Source organism: Comamonadaceae bacterium OTU4NAUVB1, from assembly GCA_024372625.1.
Taxonomy (GTDB): Bacteria; Pseudomonadota; Gammaproteobacteria; order Burkholderiales; family Burkholderiaceae_C; genus Variovorax.
This window is the reverse complement of sequence record CP099607.1, coordinates 1-15897: the sequence shown is the minus strand read 5'-3', so window position 1 is coordinate 15897 and position 15897 is coordinate 1. Positions and strand designations below refer to the sequence as shown.

The 15897-nt window shown below is 62.6% G+C and carries 21 protein-coding genes and 1 pseudogene; 8 read left to right on the top strand and 14 right to left on the bottom strand.

Annotated features, from left to right (window positions below):
• Positions 1-157: 157 nt before the first annotated feature.
• From NF681_19705 to NF681_19690, 4 genes are read left to right on the top strand one after another with little or no spacing between them, the layout of a single operon-like run.
• Positions 158-535, top strand: a complete 378-nt coding sequence (locus NF681_19705) for a hypothetical protein (GenBank protein ID UST56212.1) — start codon at positions 158-160, stop codon at positions 533-535.
• 35 nt (positions 536-570) lie between these two features.
• Positions 571-1095 (top strand): sigma-70 family RNA polymerase sigma factor, encoded by a 525-nt coding sequence (locus tag NF681_19700; GenBank protein UST56211.1) that lies wholly within the window; start codon positions 571-573, stop codon positions 1093-1095.
• Between the two features lies 1 nt (position 1096).
• Positions 1097-1933 carry an anti-sigma factor gene (locus NF681_19695; GenBank protein UST56210.1) on the top strand — a complete coding sequence of 279 codons (837 nt, stop codon included), beginning with the start codon at positions 1097-1099 and terminating at the stop codon, positions 1931-1933.
• Between the two features lie 58 nt (positions 1934-1991).
• Positions 1992-2606 (top strand): class I SAM-dependent methyltransferase, encoded by a 615-nt coding sequence (locus tag NF681_19690; protein ID UST56209.1) that lies wholly within the window; start codon positions 1992-1994, stop codon positions 2604-2606.
• A 15-nt stretch (positions 2607-2621) separates the two neighbouring features.
• Here the strand turns inward: NF681_19690 and NF681_19685 are convergent, their stop codons facing one another.
• The 9 genes from NF681_19685 to NF681_19645 form a co-directional block, all read right to left on the bottom strand.
• A complete protein-coding gene (locus NF681_19685) occupies positions 2622-3251 on the bottom strand; it encodes a hypothetical protein (protein ID UST56208.1) in 630 nt (209 codons plus the stop codon).
• 52 nt (positions 3252-3303) lie between these two features.
• Positions 3304-3861 carry a hypothetical protein gene (locus tag NF681_19680; GenBank protein ID UST56207.1) on the bottom strand — a complete coding sequence of 186 codons (558 nt, stop codon included), beginning with the start codon at positions 3859-3861 and terminating at the stop codon, positions 3304-3306.
• 29 nt (positions 3862-3890) lie between these two features.
• Entirely contained in the window at positions 3891-5285 is a 1395-nt protein-coding gene (locus NF681_19675; protein ID UST56206.1) for a hypothetical protein, read from the bottom strand.
• A 31-nt stretch (positions 5286-5316) separates the two neighbouring features.
• Positions 5317-5646 (bottom strand): DUF305 domain-containing protein, encoded by a 330-nt coding sequence (locus NF681_19670; GenBank protein UST56396.1) that lies wholly within the window; start codon positions 5644-5646, stop codon positions 5317-5319.
• A gap of 71 nt (positions 5647-5717) precedes the next feature.
• Positions 5718-6038 carry a high-potential iron-sulfur protein gene (locus tag NF681_19665; protein ID UST56205.1) on the bottom strand — a complete coding sequence of 107 codons (321 nt, stop codon included), beginning with the start codon at positions 6036-6038 and terminating at the stop codon, positions 5718-5720.
• 61 nt (positions 6039-6099) lie between these two features.
• The gene (locus NF681_19660; GenBank protein UST56204.1) at positions 6100-6780 is read right to left on the bottom strand and encodes a c-type cytochrome; all 681 of its coding nucleotides are present in this window, start codon (positions 6778-6780) and stop codon (positions 6100-6102) included.
• 9 nt (positions 6781-6789) lie between these two features.
• Positions 6790-8061: a molybdopterin-dependent oxidoreductase gene (locus NF681_19655; protein UST56203.1), complete on the bottom strand. Its 1272-nt coding sequence runs from the start codon at positions 8059-8061 to the stop codon at positions 6790-6792.
• A gap of 114 nt (positions 8062-8175) precedes the next feature.
• Positions 8176-9228 carry a YncE family protein gene (locus NF681_19650; GenBank protein UST56202.1) on the bottom strand — a complete coding sequence of 351 codons (1053 nt, stop codon included), beginning with the start codon at positions 9226-9228 and terminating at the stop codon, positions 8176-8178.
• A gap of 66 nt (positions 9229-9294) precedes the next feature.
• Positions 9295-10410, bottom strand: coding sequence for a YeiH family protein (locus tag NF681_19645; protein ID UST56395.1), 1116 nt, complete (start codon positions 10408-10410; stop codon positions 9295-9297).
• Between the two features lie 120 nt (positions 10411-10530).
• Between NF681_19645 and NF681_19640 the strand changes: the two genes are divergently transcribed.
• The gene (locus tag NF681_19640) at positions 10531-11481 is read left to right on the top strand and encodes a LysR family transcriptional regulator (protein UST56201.1); all 951 of its coding nucleotides are present in this window, start codon (positions 10531-10533) and stop codon (positions 11479-11481) included.
• Positions 11482-11801: 320 nt separating this feature from the next.
• Here the strand turns inward: NF681_19640 and NF681_19635 are convergent.
• Positions 11802-11993 (bottom strand): annotated as a pseudogene (locus NF681_19635) (arsenical efflux pump membrane protein ArsB).
• A gap of 146 nt (positions 11994-12139) precedes the next feature.
• Between NF681_19635 and NF681_19630 the strand changes: the two are divergent.
• The 3 genes from NF681_19630 (at position 12140) to crcB (ending at position 13468) form a co-directional block, all read left to right on the top strand.
• Positions 12140-12415 (top strand): hypothetical protein, encoded by a 276-nt coding sequence (locus NF681_19630; GenBank protein ID UST56200.1) that lies wholly within the window; start codon positions 12140-12142, stop codon positions 12413-12415.
• Positions 12412-12822 (top strand): type II toxin-antitoxin system PemK/MazF family toxin, encoded by a 411-nt coding sequence (locus tag NF681_19625; protein UST56199.1) that lies wholly within the window; start codon positions 12412-12414, stop codon positions 12820-12822. Before NF681_19630 ends, NF681_19625 begins: the two co-directional genes overlap by 4 nt.
• 256 nt (positions 12823-13078) lie before the next feature.
• Positions 13079-13468 carry a fluoride efflux transporter CrcB gene (gene crcB, locus NF681_19620; GenBank protein ID UST56198.1) on the top strand — a complete coding sequence of 130 codons (390 nt, stop codon included), beginning with the start codon at positions 13079-13081 and terminating at the stop codon, positions 13466-13468.
• Positions 13469-13793: 325 nt separating this feature from the next.
• Here crcB and NF681_19615 read toward each other — a convergent pair whose 3' ends face one another.
• From NF681_19615 to NF681_19600, 4 genes are all read right to left on the bottom strand, one after another.
• On the bottom strand, positions 13794-14486 hold the full coding sequence (locus NF681_19615; GenBank protein UST56197.1) for a Crp/Fnr family transcriptional regulator: 693 nt from the start codon (positions 14484-14486) through the stop codon (positions 13794-13796).
• Positions 14487-14621: 135 nt separating this feature from the next.
• Positions 14622-14903, bottom strand: a complete 282-nt coding sequence (locus NF681_19610) for a DUF421 domain-containing protein (protein ID UST56394.1) — start codon at positions 14901-14903, stop codon at positions 14622-14624.
• Positions 14815-15300 (bottom strand): hypothetical protein, encoded by a 486-nt coding sequence (locus NF681_19605; protein UST56408.1) that lies wholly within the window; start codon positions 15298-15300, stop codon positions 14815-14817. Before NF681_19605 ends, NF681_19610 begins: the two co-directional genes overlap by 89 nt.
• Before the next feature lie 134 nt (positions 15301-15434).
• A complete protein-coding gene (locus NF681_19600) occupies positions 15435-15854 on the bottom strand; it encodes a hypothetical protein (protein UST56196.1) in 420 nt (139 codons plus the stop codon).
• Between the last annotated feature and the right edge of the window lie 43 nt (positions 15855-15897).

The window sequence follows — 15897 nt, the reverse complement described above, 5'->3', positions numbered from 1 at the left end:
CGGCGCGTGCAGTTGCTCCATCGGTACAGTGTTGCCCAAGGCGTCAACGCAAAGACCGAACCGGTCCGCGCCGCAAATTGTTGGAAATCATTGGAATAGACAGGCACTGCCGTGCGTCTATGCAGTGTCTTTTCCACTTTTCCTTCAAAGGACTCCCATGAACAAGCACCTCGTCTCGACTCTCGTTCTCGCCATCGCCGCCGCGTCGGCTGGCTTCGCCCAGGCTGCCGCCCCAGTGAAGACGGCCGGCGGCATGCTGGTCAACACCAGCGGCATGACGCTCTACACCTTCGACAACGACACCGCCGGCAGCGGCAAGAGCGCCTGCAACGGCCCGTGCGCCGGACTGTGGCCGCCGGTGATGGCGGAAGCGGACGCGAAGCCCGAAGGCGACATGACCCTTGTCACGCGAGACGACGGCACCAAGCAGTGGGCCTACAAGGGCAAGCCGGTCTACCTCTATAAGTCCGACATGAAGGCCGGCGACATGACCGGCGACAACTTCAAGAACGTCTGGCACGTCATCAAGCCCTGATCAGGCTGGTCGGCACGAGGACGAACTTCCAGCCCATGCGCGCACAGGACGAAGCCGCGATCGTCGCCTGCATTCCCGGCCTGCGCCGTTACGCGCGCGGGCTGGTGTCGGACGCCACGCGTGCCGACGACCTGGTGCAGGACACGTTGGAGCGGGCGTGGAGCCGGTTCTCGCTCTGGCAGAAACGCGGAGACGTCCGGGCCTGGATGTTCGGCATCATGCACAACCATTTCATCGACGGCGTACGCGCCAGGGGCAGCCGACCCGAGGACAGCGCAGGCGACGACCTGCCCGAAATCCCGCAGCGCGCCAGCCAGTCCGACGGCATCGAGGTCCGCGACCTGGACCGCGTCCTGCAGCGGCTGCCCGTGGAGCAACGCGAGGTGCTGCTGCTCATCGCGGTCGAGGAAATGAGCTACGCAGAAGCCGCCACCGCGCTCGGCGTGCCCATTGGCACGGTGATGTCCCGGCTGGCGCGCGGCCGCGACAAGCTGCGGCAGGAACTGCAAGGCCGCGCGCCGTCAGCCCAAGCGGTCGCACCCCTGCGCAGGATCAAGTGACATGGACTCTCCCCCACTCAAACCCATTTCCACCGACGGCAGTAAGCCGGTGACCGAAGCCGATCTGCATGCTTACGCGGACCACCTTCTGGACCCGACCCGGCATGTCGAAATTGATGCATTCCTGGATGCGCATCCGGCCGAACGCGAGCGCGTGGACGATTGGCGCGCGCAGAACCTGGCGCTCAGGCAGTTGCTCGATCCGGTCCTGTCCGAGCCCTTGCCATTGCGCCTGCCGCTGAAGCCGGCGCCGGGGGCGGGCTGGCAGGAATGGCCGTGGCGCTCCCTGGCAGCCGGCGTGGCGATCGCGGTCGTCAGCACCGGGTCGGCCTGGTGGGGCCGTGGCGCCTACGACGGGCAACTGCAGCGCAGTGCCACGCTGGCCGCGGCGCGGGCGGGCACGCTCAATGGTTTTGCCCACCGCGCGGCCGTGGCCCACGTGGTCTACAGCCCGGACGTGCGTCGTCCGGTGGAGGTCGGCGCTGACCAGGAGCAGGCGCTGGTCACTTGGCTGACCAAACGCATGGGCACCGAAGTGAAGCCGCCCGATCTGCGCGCCCTGGGCTACGGGCTCATCGGCGGGCGACTACTGCCGGGCGACAAAGGACCGGTCGCGCAGTTCATGTTCGAAGGCGCGAAGGGCGAGCGTCTGACGCTGTACGTCACTCGCGAGGACGCCGGACGCGAGACGGCCTTCAAGTTCGGCCAGGACGGCCCAGTCAATGTCTTCTACTGGGTCGACAAGGACTTTGGCTACGCCATCTCTTCAGGCGACAGCAAGCAGGAAATGCTGCGGGTCGCCGAGGCGGTTTACAGCCAGCTTGAAGCACGCAAATAATTTGGTCCTTCGACTGGCAAGATGTTTTGCCATGCCCAAATTTTCAGGAATTGGAACCATGCAGGACAAGTCGCATTGGGAGCGTGTCTACAGCACGAAGTCGTCCAGTACGCTGAGCTGGTTTCAACCGCATGCGGACCGGTCCCTCGGACTCATCAAGCGAATTGCTGCTGGCGGTCAGACGCGGGTCATCGACGTCGGAGGCGGTACTTCGACACTGGTGGACGATCTGCTCGGACTGCATGGCTTCGACGTCACTGTGCTCGACATTTCGGAGAGTGCGCTCGACGTGGCCCGTCAACGGCTCGCTTTCGACGCCCGGCGGGTGCGATGGCTTGCGGGAGACATCACTCAGCTTGCCTTGCCCGCACAAGCCTACGAGATCTGGCACAACAGGGCCGTCTTTCATTTCATGAGCACACCCGAGCAACGCCAGGCCTACATCGCACAAGTGCGCCAGGCTGTGCGCCCCGGCGGTCACGTCATTGTCGCGGTGTTCGGGCCGGACGGGCCGATGCAGTGCAGCGGGCTCCCGGTGATGCGGTATGCGCCCGATGCGCTGCACGCCCAGTTCGGCGATACCTTCGAACTGGTCGAACATGCGTCGGAAGCCCATCGGACGCCCGCAGGCGTGGAGCAGCAGTTTGTCTATTGCCACTGCGTGATGCACTGAAGCTTGGCCAGTACTTCACAGCCCATCGGGAAACGTGTACGTCACAGGAGACGCCGAGGGTTGCCCGATCACCAGCGCGATCTGGTCGTGCGGCTTGAGCGGAAGGTCGCGCACCGGCGTGAATTGCACCTTGCCGTTGACATACACCCGCAGCGCGCCCCTGAGCCCTGCCACGTTGTCGGCCGCCAACGGCTGTCCCCACACGTCGAAGAAGTTGCCCAGCGTGTACACCCGGTCGTTCGGCGATTCGACATGCAGGATGCCGCTGGCATCATGCGTGTGCAGCCAGTAGAAACCCTTGCCACCACTGACAAAACCGCGATCGATGCGCAGTGGCGCAATGATGCCGATGCCGCGTGGCACTGCGATCTGTTCGCCCTTGTAGTAAATGGCCAGGTGGGCATGGAAATGGGTCTTGAGCATCTCCTGGCTTGAACCTTCGATGCCATCTACCGGCTGGCCTTGGCCGCCACGGGCGGTATTACCGTCAGGAAACACGGACTTGCCGAGTTGCCCACCTTGTATGAGCAGTTCGGCACCACCGGCGACTGCGGCCGGCCTGTCGTCGCCATGTGCAAAAACGGGCGGGGCACCGGCTGCGATGGCGATGGCGAATGCCGCTGCAACGAATGGCTGGAAATTCATTGAGAGTCTCATCAGAAAAATTGAATAAGAGCAGCGCTCGGCCACCGCGGCTTCAGGCCCGCCTCGTGACGAACACGCGGGGCCGCCAGGCATCGACAGGCGCTCCGTTGCGGCCCATTGGCCAGTGGTCCAGCCAGTGCTGCAGCACGGCGACGTCATCAGCCCGCCGCCGCCGGTGCAGCGAGTGTCCCTGGCCCGAATGCGTCAGGTGCACCAGATCGGTCGGCAGCGGTGGGCTCTGGTCGCCGAAGTACCAGAAATGCCACGACACCAGGGCGTTGAGGCCCGCAATGTCTCGCGCGGCCTCGCTGTCGTCGTGCAACGTGTTGACCACCTGCTTCATCGAGCCGTTCGCCATCGCCCGATAGAAGTTGTCCGGGGGGCCGTCGCCGCCAGGTCGCTTGGCGACAAAGCGCGGGTCCGCCCAGTAGTTGCCCAGCGCCATGACTTCATCGACGCGCATCGCGTAGACGAGCTGGTCGTTGTGGCGGCTGCGCAGACCGACGATCCAGTCGCCGACACGTGCCGAGCGACGAATCTGCGGCTTGCAGACAGCGAGCGAGCACCAGCCATGAAAAGGATTCGGCGACCCGCCGCGGTCTTGCCGCACGACGTAACGAAAGATGCGAGGGCCTCCGATCACATCGGGCTGCGCAGCACCACCTTCGCCGCATCCATCGGCCCATCGCCTTCGATGACCACGATCGATGCGGTCTTCGGATTGGCTTCTGACTGCAGACGAGCGACCTCGCGGATCTCGCCGATGGCCGTGCCGTTGGCCATCCCCATCGGGTTGGTCTTGAAGCTGGCGACGGGCACTTTCTGATCGCCCACGTAGATGCTGTAGACCGTTTCCGGCTTGAGTTTGTAGAGGAACAGTTCCAGCGCATCGACCACGCCGAAATTGCGTGCCACCACGAAGCCCTTGGCGTCGCCGGAATCGGGCATGAGCGGAATGTTGACCGGCGCCGCGTTCGCCAGCGGCTTCAGGTTGTCCGTGCCAGCGCCCGCCGGTACGGCGTTCGAAACGTAGACCAGCGCCTGCGGAGCCTGTCCAATCGGCACCGCCGCGATGACTTTGTCGCTGGCGGTGTCGATCACCTGGACCGCGTCGCCGTTCTCCAGTCCGACGTACATGCGCGTGCCGTCGTCCGATGGCCAGACGCCATGCGGCAGCGCGCCGGTCGCGATGGTGTTGAGCAGCTTCGCCTCTCCATCGGTCGTGTAGACCTTCACGACGTTCTCGCCACCCACGGCGACGTACGCCAGCGTGCCGCGCGAGGTTTTGGCGAAGCCAAGATGGTTGGTGATGAAGCCGGTGTCGATTACGCCGGTCACCGCCATCGACTTCACGTCGATGCGCGTGACCTTGCCGACGTCCTTGTGACCCATCCAGACCTCCTTGCCGTCCGGCGTGAACTGCAGGAACGGCGAGAATGGGCTCACGACCGGAAGACGCTTCACGACCTTGTACGAGCGCGTGTCGACCACGGCCACTTCGGGCGTGAAGCTCGAAACCACAAAGGCGCGCCCACCGTCCGGCGTGAACAGCACCATGCCGGGGCCCGGCGCGGTCTCGATCCGGCGTTTTTCCTTGAAGGTCTTCGCGTCGATCACCGAGATGTAGTTCTCTCCGCGCACCACGGCCCAGACCTCCTTGCCGTCGCGGGTGAAGAAGGCCTCGTGCGGCGAGCGGCCGACGTAAGTCACGCCCTTGACCTTGTTGGTCGCCGTGTCGATGAAGGTCACCGAGTTCGAGCCGTTGGCAATGACGACCAGCGTGCGGTGGTCGGGCGAGAAACCGAGGCCGTGAATGTTGATCTCGCCCTTGTAGATCGGCGACAGCACGTCGGGGCGCTGGTTGCCCAGCTTGATCTGGCCGAGCAATGCGTTGGTGTTCGGGTCGATCACCGACACCGTGTTGGTGTTCTGGTCTGCGGTGTAGACGCGGTCGCCGGGATTGGAAGCTGCCGATGCAGCGAAAGATGCAACGGCCAGCGCCATGGCAAGGACAAGGGGGTTGAGTGAATTCATGAAAGGTCCTTCTTCGACGTGTCTGGAGCGACTACTTGGCGGGTGATGCGTGGCGTGCGAGCCAGGCCTGCATCAGCCGGATCTCGTTGGCCTGCTCGGTGATGATTCCCTGCGCAAGGTTGCGCACTTCCGGGTCTTGCGTGTTGAGCAGGATCGACTTAGCCATGTCGATGGCGCCCTGGTGATGGGGAATCATCATGGTCATGAAGTCGTGCGCGGGCTGGCCGTTCATGGGTGCGGTGCGCATGTCGTGGTCCATCACGGCCATGGCATCACCCATCAGCGCATCGAAGGGCTTGGCCGTGCTGGCCATGAAGCTGGGAGGCACGACGCCCTCGGCTTTCATACCGTGCGCGTGCATGTCGGCCGCCTGCGTCAACGTGCTCACTGCGACCAGCAGCCCGAGGATGCCCGCGCGAACGAAGCCGCTGCTCATGCCGCTTTCTTGTTCCATGCGCTGCACCAACCCGCGGCAGCGACCTGCTTGCCGGCGAATAGCGGGCAGCCGCCCGTCGCTTCCTTGGGCTTGCCTTGAAACAGCTGACAGTTGGCGCAGTTCTGGCTGACCGTGTGATTGGGGAATTTCTTGGCGTCGACCTTGGTGGTGTCTTCCTTATAGCCAAGCGCCACGGCCTGAGGATCGGTCTCGGCCAGCTTCGGGCCGCCGGACTGTGCGTGGGCGGCGGAGACGGACAACGCAGTTGCCGCGCCGGCAACTTGCAAGATGAAAAAGCGGCGATTCGTGGGAGTCATTTTTGGATCTCGTGAGGGATTTGTCGGTGCCGGAATCTTTGCTACGGTGATGGGAACGCGTCTATTGCTTCAAGACGAACGCAGCCATCGCCTTCACCTCTTCGGGTTTCAGCGCTGCGAAAGGCGGCATCGGCACGCTGCCCCACTTGCCGACGCTGCCGCCACGGATGCTGGCCTCCAGCTTCGACTGCGCCTGCGGATCGGCCTTGTACTTTTCGGCAACGTCGTGATAGCCCGGACCGACGATCTTCTGGATCAGGCCATGGCAACTCAGGCAGGCGTTGCTCGCAAGAAGTGCCTGCACGTTGACGCTCGCGCCACTCGCTGGTGGCGTGGCCGCAGCACCCGGTGACGTTGGCGGAGCGGGCGGCGCTGGCGCGGGTGTGGAGGCGGCGATCACACTGGCGTCTGTGGCCTTCGCGGACCCGTAGGCGACCGCCAGATAGGCACCCACCTGCTTGACTTCGTCGTCACTGATCGGCGCACCGTAGGTGTGCTGCATCTTGGCCATCTCGGCGGTCCACTGCGTCTGCGTCATCCCGGGCGGCTGGTAGTTGACGTAGTCCGCCGAATGGCAGATCGCGCATTTCTGCATCGCGATGGCGTAGCCCGGCAGCTTCGACGGGCGCAGCTTCGACGTGTCCGGCAGCAGCTTGATGTCGGGCGGCGCGGCCAACGCGTTGAACGCGATCAACACGCAGCAGCCAAGAACGGCACGGGCCAAAAAAATGGTGGTTTTCATGGCTTGTCCTCAGGCGATGGTGACCGGCGTGGACTCGACCACATGGCGGCGGTAACCTGCCGGATTCCAGTCCGCCGTGGCGGGCTGGCCTTCGCCCTTCTGGTTGGTCGCACGGACCATGAGCACGGCTCGGCCCTTTTTCGCGAAGCTCACCGGCACCCGCCATTCGCGAAACGAGAAGCGCCCCAGATCCTTGCCGAGCGTCGCCGCCTTCCAGCTCCGGCCGCCGTCGATGGAGACTTCCACCGTCTTGATGCCGGCACCGGCATCGAAGGCGATGCCCTTGAGTTCGATCGATCTGGCCGAAGGCAGGATGCCACCGGCTTGGACGCTGGTGATGAAGCTGCGCACGGGCAGCGTCGAGATCGGCCGCGTCTTCGCCACTGCTGAACCCGGTGCCACGCACTGGCAGTCGTTGTCGGGCACGCGGTAGGCGGTCGTCATGAACAGCGCGTCGTGACCGTCGAACACATGGTCGATGACCTCGATTTCCGAGAGGTGCTTGACCCAGTAGGTGCCGAAGTAGCCCGGCACGATGAGCTTGACCGGGTAGCCGTTGAGGAACGGAAGGTCCTTGCCGTTCATGCCCCAAGCGAGCATCGGTTCGTCCTGCAGCGCGTGTTCGATGTCCAGCGCCTTGCGAAAATCCGAGGTCGCGGGCAGCACCGGCGTGTCGAGGCCGTTGAAGGTCACCTGTCGGGCACCCGCAGCCACACCCGCCTTCTCGAGCACCTTGCGCAGCGGCACGCCGACCCATCGGGCATTGCCCATCGCGCCATTGGCGAGCTGGGCGCCGAAGACGCGCGGCGACGAGTACCCGCGGCTGTTGCCGGAGCACTGGTTGACCGCCACCACCTCCACCGGCTCGGCCAATGCCTTCAGTTCGGCCAGCGACAGGTTCAACGGCGTGTTGACCTTTCCCTTGACGGTGAGCCGATAGGTGGCAGGGTCGACCGCCAGCGGGATGTTGGCCAGGTGGTAACGCACGAAGAAGGCGTCGTTGGCGGTGATCGGCCCTTCGTTGAAGACTGAGAACGGCGTTTCCAGATGCGGCGGCCGGGTGTGAACGCGAATCAGCGGCCGTTTTTGCGGGTACGTCACCATGGGGCGCGGTCCGTCGGCAAAGGTCACGCCTTCGCCAGTATCGCGACCAGCCGCCAGCGCGGCGAGTGGCGACGCACCCAGCGCGAGAAGACCGGCGCCCTGGACGAAGCGCCGACGGGATGGAGCGCGCTGGGCGTCGTGCTGCGCGGTGGGTACGGTTTTGCGATCTGATGTCATGGGTTGTCTCCACTTATTCGAATGACACGGTGGCGCCTCAGCATGTCTTCGGCCCCCGTTCGGCGAGGATCGCTTCTCCGCACAGTGACTTTCAGTAGTCCGCAAGCGCTTTCATCACGGCGCGGCCTTCTGCATCTTTGCCGCAGGCGCAGCCAGCGTCGTCTCCACACGGTTGCTCGCCAGGTCGACCTTGGCAATCCCCAAGTCTTCGTTCAGCACATAGGCCGTCTTGCCGTCGCGCGTGAAGACAATGGCCTGCCGCGGTTCCTTGAAACCGGTGATGGTGGCGACCACGGTCTTGCTCGCGACATCGATGACGGACAGCGAGTTGTCGCCCAGGTTGCCGGCGTAGACGCGCTGGCCGTCGGGCGACAGCGCCGCGCCGTACGGGTCCTTGCCGACTGCGATCGTCGAGTCGATGGCGCGCTTGTCCAGGTCGACGACCGCGATGGTGTCGCTGCCACTGTTCGCCGCGAAGAGCGTCTTGCCGTCGGCGGTGACCGAGATCGCGCGCAGCTTGTTGAAGCCGGTGATCTCGCCGTCGATCTTGTTGGTCGCCGTGTTCACGATGGTGATCTTGTCGCCCATGAAGTTCGTGACGTACAGGGCCGATCCGTCGGGACTCAGGCGTACGCCCTGGCGCGGCTGAGCGAATCCCGTGATGACGGCGCGAGGCTCGCCGCTCGCGAGATCGAAACGCGTGACGGTGCTGGCCGCCTGGTTGTTCACGTACATCGTGCCGCCGTCCTTGCTCAACACGGTGCCGAAGGCGCCGGGCCCCGCGGGCAAGGTGCTGACCGTTTTCAGGCTGGAAGTGGCGATCTTGGCCACGGTGCCCCGGCTGCTGTCCGAGACGTAGAAAAACTCGCCCGACGGCGCAAACACGATGTTGCGTGGCGTCACGAAGCCATTGAGCACCTTGCGCACCTTGCCCGTCTTCAGGTTATAGACGACGACGTCCGGGCGTTCGCTGTACGACACCACGGCCGTGCCATCGTCCGGGCTCAGCGCCAGCGAGTTGTTGTGGATGGCGCCGTCGAAGGTCCAGCGCTGCGTCGCACTTGCGGACGCTGCGACAGGCGCAGGTTGTGCCGTGACCGTCGAAGGGATCGAGGCGAGTGCCGAGGTGGCGAGGCACAGCGAGAGTGCAAGAGGACGGAGTTTCATGAGATTCTTTCGGTTGTCTGGATGGATGGACGAATGGCGGGGGCGATTTATTCCAGGTCCGCCCTGTCAGTTGAGGATTGCAGTGATGCCCGCGTTGATGGCGAAGCCGCCGCACACCAGCCAGACGAAGAGCACGGCCGCCAGCGCCAGCGGCTTGATGCCGGCCTTGCGGATGGCCGAGACGTGCGTCGTCAGCCCGAGGCCGGCCATGGCCATCGCCAGCAGCACGGTGTCGATGTCGATCACCTGCGTCACCACCGCATGGGGCAGCAACGCGAGCGAGTTGAGCCCGGCGACCGCCACGAAACCGAGGGCGAACCAGGGAATCACGATGCCGCCGCGTGGCGAGGCTTTGCTTTCGTCGCCGCCGTCGACAGCATCGGCATCCTTGGCACCGGAGCGGGAGAGGTAGGCGGACAGGATGATCAGGAACGGCGCCAGCATCATCACGCGGACCATCTTGGCGATGACGGCGGTGTTCGCAGCCTGCTCGCTGACGGCGCGACCGGCAGCGACCACCTGTGCCACTTCGTGGATGGTCGAGCCGGCGAACACGCCGTAAGCGGTCGGCGACAGGTCGAACAAGCGGTACTGAGCGATCAGGTGATACAGCACCGGATACAGGAAGATCGCCAGCGTCCCGAACACCACCACCGTGGCCACCGCCACCATCACCTGCTCGGCGCGACCGCGCACGACGGGTTCGGCCGCCATCACCGCTGCTGCGCCACAGATCGAACTGCCGGCGCCGATCAGCATGGCCGTCTTGCGGTCGAGGCCGAACACCCGCGTGCCGAGGAAGCAGGCGAGGCCGAAGGTGCTGCACAGCACCGTGGCGTCGATCGCGACGCCGGTCCAGCCCACGTTACCGATGTCCTGGAAGGTCAGGCGCAGGCCGTACAGGATGATGCCCAGGCGCAGCAGGTTGGCCTTGGAGAAGGTCACGCCCGCGCCGGCCATTGCGCCGAGGCGCGGATAGACGGTGTTGCCCACCACCATGCCCAGCACGATGGCCAGGGTCAGGGCGCTGATGCCGTTGGACTGCAGCCAGCCGATCTTGCCCAGCTGGATCGACGCGAATGCCAGGACACCCGTCAGTGCGAGGCCGGGAGCCAACTCGCGCAGACGCTGCATGGCAGCAGGGGTGTGCGTCAGGGGGGCTGCGGAAGTGGCGCTGTGCATCGATTTCTCCATCGCGTCGTTTTCGGAAGGCATGAACGAACTTTGAACCGGCGTGATCTATCAGTCAAACGGATACTTCCGCTATAACCTAGCTACCTAACAGGTAATGCGAGGATTTGGATGCGTCTGACATTGCGTCAACTTTTGATCTTCACGGCCGTGGCCGATACCGGCAGCACCACCGCCGCCGGCGAGCGCGTCGCGCTTTCGCAGTCGGCGACCAGCGGCGCGCTGAACGAGCTCGAGAGCCTGCTCGGCGCACAGCTCTTCGACCGCATCGGCAAGCGCTTGCTGCTGAACGACAACGGTCGTGCGCTGCTCCCGCAAGCCAGGTCATTGCTCGACGGCGCGCAGGAGATCGAAGGCCGGTTCGGGCTCCGAAGCGCGGGCGCTGCGACCGCGCCGCTGGTCACGCGACTTCGCGTTGGCGCCAGCACGACGATCGGAAACTATGTGCTGCCAGCGCTGGTCGCTGGCTACAGCAGAACGTGGCCCAACGCTGCGGTGGACGTCGTCATCGACAACACGCGCGACATCGCCGCCGCCGTGAGCCGGCTGGAGGTCGACGTCGGTCTGATCGAAGGGCCATGCCACGAGGCAGAACTCAGTGTCGCGCCCTGGCTGCGGGACGAACTGGTCATCGTGGCCGCGCCGACGCATGCGCTGGTACAGGCCGATCCACGGGCGCGCGTTCCGCTCAAGGACTTGCGGCAGGCCCGCTGGTTGCTGCGCGAGCAGGGATCAGGCACTCGCGAGGCAGTGGAACATGTGTTGCTGCCGCACCTGCACCATCTGAACGGCGACATGCAGCCGGGCAGCACCGAGGCGATCAAGCAGGCGGCGGCCGAGGGCATGGGGCTGGCTTGCCTGTCGCTGTGCGCGGTGCGGGACCTGGTGACACTCGGCAGACTGGTCGTATTGCGAACCACGTTGCCTCACCTGACGCGACGCTTCTACTTGGTCCACCATCGGCAGAAGCGCCTGTCGGCCAACTTGCAGCGCTTCATGGCGCACTGCGAGCGTCCTGGAATGGAATTCCCTTGGCTGCCGATGAACCTCCCGAAAAAATAGCGGCCCCAGACGCGGTCGTGCGCGCCTTTGAACCATGAGGCTGGCTGCCGAAACGCTTCGCGGAAGATGAAGGCTTGCAGTTACGAGCGCGCTCGCCGCTGCGGCGGTCATGGGCATCCATTGGTTAACGTATTGGGTTGAGAAACTTGCCAGTCGAACTGGCGCCTGAGCTGCTTACTCGCAGCAGGGCTTCGCCACCTCGTCGCAGCAGTCGCTGTCGCAGCAAGGGAAGGCGGCGAACGCAGCAGCGGACGCCAGGGCAAAGGCCAGGATGGCAAAAGGTTATTTCATCGGATTCGTAATAAAGAGCGCAGCAATGACACGACGATCTGCCCAGGTGCGCCTTTCAGAACCTTGCGGGTGTCAATCGGACCGCGCGCCGGAGCTGCCAGCAGCAACACGATGCCCACCGTGGCGCCGGCGCTCACTGGCAAGCCCAGCGGCGCCAGATCGAAAAAGCCGACCCGCGGTGGCACGAGCACCATCCAGCCGGCCTTGAACATGGCCGGATCGAGCTTTCTAGATTCTTGTGAGCTAGGAATCTAGTAAGGCCAGACGTCAATTTGACGGAGACGCACGACCCTTGCCTATGGGGTCCGAGACTTGACAACCTCATGCTGATTTGATATCTTTAAGATATCATATAAAGGATTCGGTCATGAGTGTCTCTGTCGAACAGATCGCTTTTCGCTACCGCTTGGTGGACAGCGCATCGGGCGTCACGCGCGAGACGGCCAAGCGCCTGGCCAAGCAGTTGGGCATGGATGAGACGCAAGCGATTCATCACGCTCTGCACGAACTCGCCATGCGCGTGCTTCCCCAGTACGAAGCCGACGAGGGTGCGCTGACGACAGCGCAGGTCCGCCAGATCCAGGATCGCGTTCCACCCGCTGTCAAACGCTCGGTTCGCTCCAGCTTGCTTGACCCCAAATGAGCGTCGTGTGGTGGGCAGAGCCCACGGCCGGCGACATTGTCTGGTGCCATTTCCCTGACGACATCCATCCAAGACCCAAGCCGCGCCCAGCCCTGATTCTGAGTGTGTTTGACGACGCGTCGCCACAGTTCCAGGTCAGTGTGGTCTACGGGACCAGTCAGCGGACCACGACCCTTTACCAAGGTGAGTTCTCGATCCTGAGGCTGCGCAACCTCGCCGCCTGTGAGATGGCGGGTCTGAGCTACGACACCAAGTTCGATCTGAAGCAGATCGTGGACCTGCCCTACAACACCGACTGGTTTTCAGTTCCGCCTTCGGCGCCGCACGGCCAAAACCCGAAGCTCGGAACGCTGCATCCATCGCTGGTCAAAGCTTTGCTGGCCGCCCACAAAGCCGCAACGTCGTGAAGATCGAATTCAGCTTTGCAATCCTTAGACATGCTTGTGGGCAGTGCCAAGATGGGCTAAGACATGGGTATCGGCTATGGACGGGCTCGAACCCTGACAAGCATGACAGTCGCCGCTCTCATGGACACGGACCCCCACCATTGGTCAGCGTTTTGCACGCCACAAGCCTTCGCATTTTCCTGCTGACATTGTTCATGCCCAGTCCCCGGAGCCTTCTCAAACTGCGCGAACATCCCTGGGCGTAATCTGCACAAGAATGAACTCGTCAATCTCATTTTTTGCAGTGGTGATCGGCGGAGCGTTGGGGTGTGTTTCACGTTGGCTGCTGGGCATGGCGCTGAACATGATTTTTCCGGCGATTCCACCGGGCACCCTGGTTGCCAACCTGCTGGCTGCTTACCTGGTGGGACTTGCGCTGGCGTTCTTTGGTGCCCATCCTGAACTGCCACCACAATGGAGACTGCTGGTCATCACAGGATTTCTTGGTGGTTTGAGCACGTTCTCGAGTTTTTCGGGTGAGGTGGTCCAGCTGATGCGCCACGATCGCCTTGGGATGGCCTGCGCCGCGATGACGCTACACCTTGGCGGCTCGCTGTTGCTGACCTTCGCAGGCATGGCCACAACGTCGCTCCTGCGAGGCCGCTGAATTTCTAAGTCTTGGCTAGCAAGGAAAGACAGCTTTGATACCGCGTTACTTGGCATCGACGTGAAGTCCAAGCGTCTCAAGCCCTGCACAGATCGATGCCTCCTTGCTTGGAAGCTGACGGCAATGGACAACGTGAACTCATCGCCCTCGACAACCACGGCGTCCTACGGACTTGTCGGTTTTCCGCTGTGTCTAAGCACGACACTTATGCGAATACTAGTGTTGATAAATCACATTTGGTTGATTTATCATCAACTCAAAAGCCAAAAGCCCAGAATTTCTATATTGGGCTTTTGGCTTTAATATCGAAAGAAGACTTGACTTATCAACGCAGCAGCGCCTCATAGCTTTCCTGATCGGCACGATAACAACTGCAGGCCGTCTCTTCCAGCATTGTGCGATCAAGAATATGGATGTCACCGCGGCGGTAGCTGATGGCGCCACGTTGTTGCAGCACGTTCGCCGCCGTGGTGATGCTCACGCGGCGCACCCCTAGCATGCTGCCCAACGCTTCCTGGGTCACTTGGCAGTGGCTCGATCCGGTACGGTCCTGGCTCATCAGCAGCCACCGTGCCAGGCGCGCACCAACCTCGTGGAAGCGCAAGCACAGAGCGAGCGTCGCGGATTGATTCAGCACCACCGCCACATACCGGTCCATCAGGCGCTTGAGCGCCGGGCTGGTTTTCAACTGCTGGTCAAAGACCTGGGTGGGCATTCGCCAGGCCCACCCCTCGCCATGAACAAGCGCTCGCACCGGGGTGTGTGCGATGCCCAAGATCGCACACGAGTCCAGCATGCCCTCCCGGCCCACCATCGCGATGATCAGTTCCGGGGTGTCAGCCTCGTGTGCCATGAGGCAGACAAACCCCTCACCAGGAAAATACACATGGTTGATTGGATCGCCCGGCTGGAACAGGCAGGTCGTGGGGATCAACTGTGTTCTCTCGCACAGGTCGAGAAAGCGTGTGCGATCGGTGCCATCGAGGCGGGCGATCAGTGCGTTGTCGTTCGAGGTCAAGCGATTTTCCAGATCAGGACTTGAAGGGAGTGGATTTAGGAACTGGATCGGCAGACGCGTTTGCGTTTTAAACAAGGCCTACCGGGGTTTAGCAACAAACAACAGCTGGCAGATCACCAGCATCTCAAAACTTCATCAGGCCAAGCGTTTTGACGCCATGGCTTGTACCCATTCATCTTGATGGCACCGCACGCATGTGTGGCGACCTGCATCCAGTTGCTGGACGTTCGCGCACGTGGTGCAGGCATACAGGCCTTTGTGATTCATGTGCTTGCTTCTTTGACCAAAGACCTTGGGCAACACGGGCAAGCCAGACTTGACCTCGTCGTCAGCGTAGAAGAAAAAGCTGACCGAACCGTTGGTCTCGAGGATTGCCGTTCGCACTTGGCCCACATGCTCGATGGACTGTTGGCGCATCTCGGAGAAGAACTCGTCCTTCGCATAACCCGTCTGGGTGTTGTTCAGCACGAATTGAACCGTCCTCGATCACGTAGATCGGGTCACCTTCGAGCACACTTTCGAACTTTTCACTCCTGGAGGCCAACCAGGTGATGAAGCGATAAAAAAGCAGAATCGTGCTGAACACGATGAGCGCTGGGACGATCGCGTTCTGCTCGTTGGACATCGGGTCGCCCGCTGCAGAACCCAGCCCGATGACGATCGCCACCTCGAAGATGGACAGTTGCCGCACGCCCTTCTTGCCGGAGAGCCGCAAGAACAGCAAGATGACGGTGAACATGACCAAGGTACGCAGACCGATCTCAGCGGCAAACGACCAATCGAGGTCATGAAAGAGCATCTGTTCAAAATCCATCGACCCATGGTGCAGGCATGCCCTTTGCCCACCCGGCCATCCCAACGGCTGTCACATGGTCAGAACCGAGCGCCTGACTGCGAAAGTATTCAGGCTTGGGGTCGAACGAGGTGCCGTGGGAACCCTTTTGTCAATCAAGCCCAGTGGACAGATCGTGTCTCGACTGAGAGCGGCACGTGGATTGCCCTGTGGTTGCAATAAACACATCTTGCAACAGACCGTTTTTCTCGGCGGCGCAACCGTTCTTGCGAAACCGTCAGGGATGGCGAGTGTTCTTGCGAGTTGATCGGATCGTTCCTGGGCCGCTTCAAAGGTTTCAGGGCACGGTGGTCGTCGAAAGCGGCCAAGGAAGATCCGACTTCGTCGGCTTGGTGGATGAAGTGCAATGTCCAAGGCACCATGCGACCTGTGCGGACGCAACGTGCGATGCCGTGGACTTGGCGCAGGTCGTTCTTGCCGTCATCGATGCGGCATTGATGACCGAGAACCCTGTTTCCTGGCATGCGCTCAAAGCCTTGTTGCGAGACACACGGTAGATTTTCGAGGCTCTTCATGGCCTAAAGCACCGTGGGCCATCCGATGCCTTAAACGCGAATC

Excerpts from the sequence above, each read along its gene's own strand:
- NF681_19705 (UST56212.1), top strand. The coding sequence starts at position 158 with ATGAACAAGCACCTCGTCTCGACTCTCGTTCTCGCCATCGCCGCCGCG.
- NF681_19700 (UST56211.1), top strand. The coding sequence starts at position 571 with ATGCGCGCACAGGACGAAGCCGCGATCGTCGCCTGCATTCCCGGCCTG.
- NF681_19695 (UST56210.1), top strand. The coding sequence starts at position 1,097 with ATGGACTCTCCCCCACTCAAACCCATTTCCACCGACGGCAGTAAGCCG.
- NF681_19690 (UST56209.1), top strand. The coding sequence starts at position 1,992 with ATGCAGGACAAGTCGCATTGGGAGCGTGTCTACAGCACGAAGTCGTCC.
- NF681_19685 (UST56208.1), bottom strand. The coding sequence starts at position 3,251 with ATGAATTTCCAGCCATTCGTTGCAGCGGCATTCGCCATCGCCATCGCA.
- NF681_19675 (UST56206.1), bottom strand. The coding sequence starts at position 5,285 with ATGAATTCACTCAACCCCCTTGTCCTTGCCATGGCGCTGGCCGTTGCA.
- NF681_19670 (UST56396.1), bottom strand. The coding sequence starts at position 5,646 with ATGCACGCGCACGGTATGAAAGCCGAGGGCGTCGTGCCTCCCAGCTTC.
- NF681_19665 (UST56205.1), bottom strand. The coding sequence starts at position 6,038 with ATGACTCCCACGAATCGCCGCTTTTTCATCTTGCAAGTTGCCGGCGCG.
- NF681_19660 (UST56204.1), bottom strand. The coding sequence starts at position 6,780 with ATGAAAACCACCATTTTTTTGGCCCGTGCCGTTCTTGGCTGCTGCGTG.
- NF681_19655 (UST56203.1), bottom strand. The coding sequence starts at position 8,061 with ATGACATCAGATCGCAAAACCGTACCCACCGCGCAGCACGACGCCCAG.
- NF681_19650 (UST56202.1), bottom strand. The coding sequence starts at position 9,228 with ATGAAACTCCGTCCTCTTGCACTCTCGCTGTGCCTCGCCACCTCGGCA.
- NF681_19645 (UST56395.1), bottom strand. The coding sequence starts at position 10,410 with ATGCACAGCGCCACTTCCGCAGCCCCCCTGACGCACACCCCTGCTGCC.
- NF681_19640 (UST56201.1), top strand. The coding sequence starts at position 10,531 with ATGCGTCTGACATTGCGTCAACTTTTGATCTTCACGGCCGTGGCCGAT.
- NF681_19630 (UST56200.1), top strand. The coding sequence starts at position 12,140 with ATGAGTGTCTCTGTCGAACAGATCGCTTTTCGCTACCGCTTGGTGGAC.
- NF681_19625 (UST56199.1), top strand. The coding sequence starts at position 12,412 with ATGAGCGTCGTGTGGTGGGCAGAGCCCACGGCCGGCGACATTGTCTGG.
- crcB (UST56198.1), top strand. The coding sequence starts at position 13,079 with ATGAACTCGTCAATCTCATTTTTTGCAGTGGTGATCGGCGGAGCGTTG.
- NF681_19610 (UST56394.1), bottom strand. The coding sequence starts at position 14,903 with ATGCGCCAACAGTCCATCGAGCATGTGGGCCAAGTGCGAACGGCAATC.
- NF681_19605 (UST56408.1), bottom strand. The coding sequence starts at position 15,300 with ATGGATTTTGAACAGATGCTCTTTCATGACCTCGATTGGTCGTTTGCC.
- NF681_19600 (UST56196.1), bottom strand. The coding sequence starts at position 15,854 with ATGAAGAGCCTCGAAAATCTACCGTGTGTCTCGCAACAAGGCTTTGAG.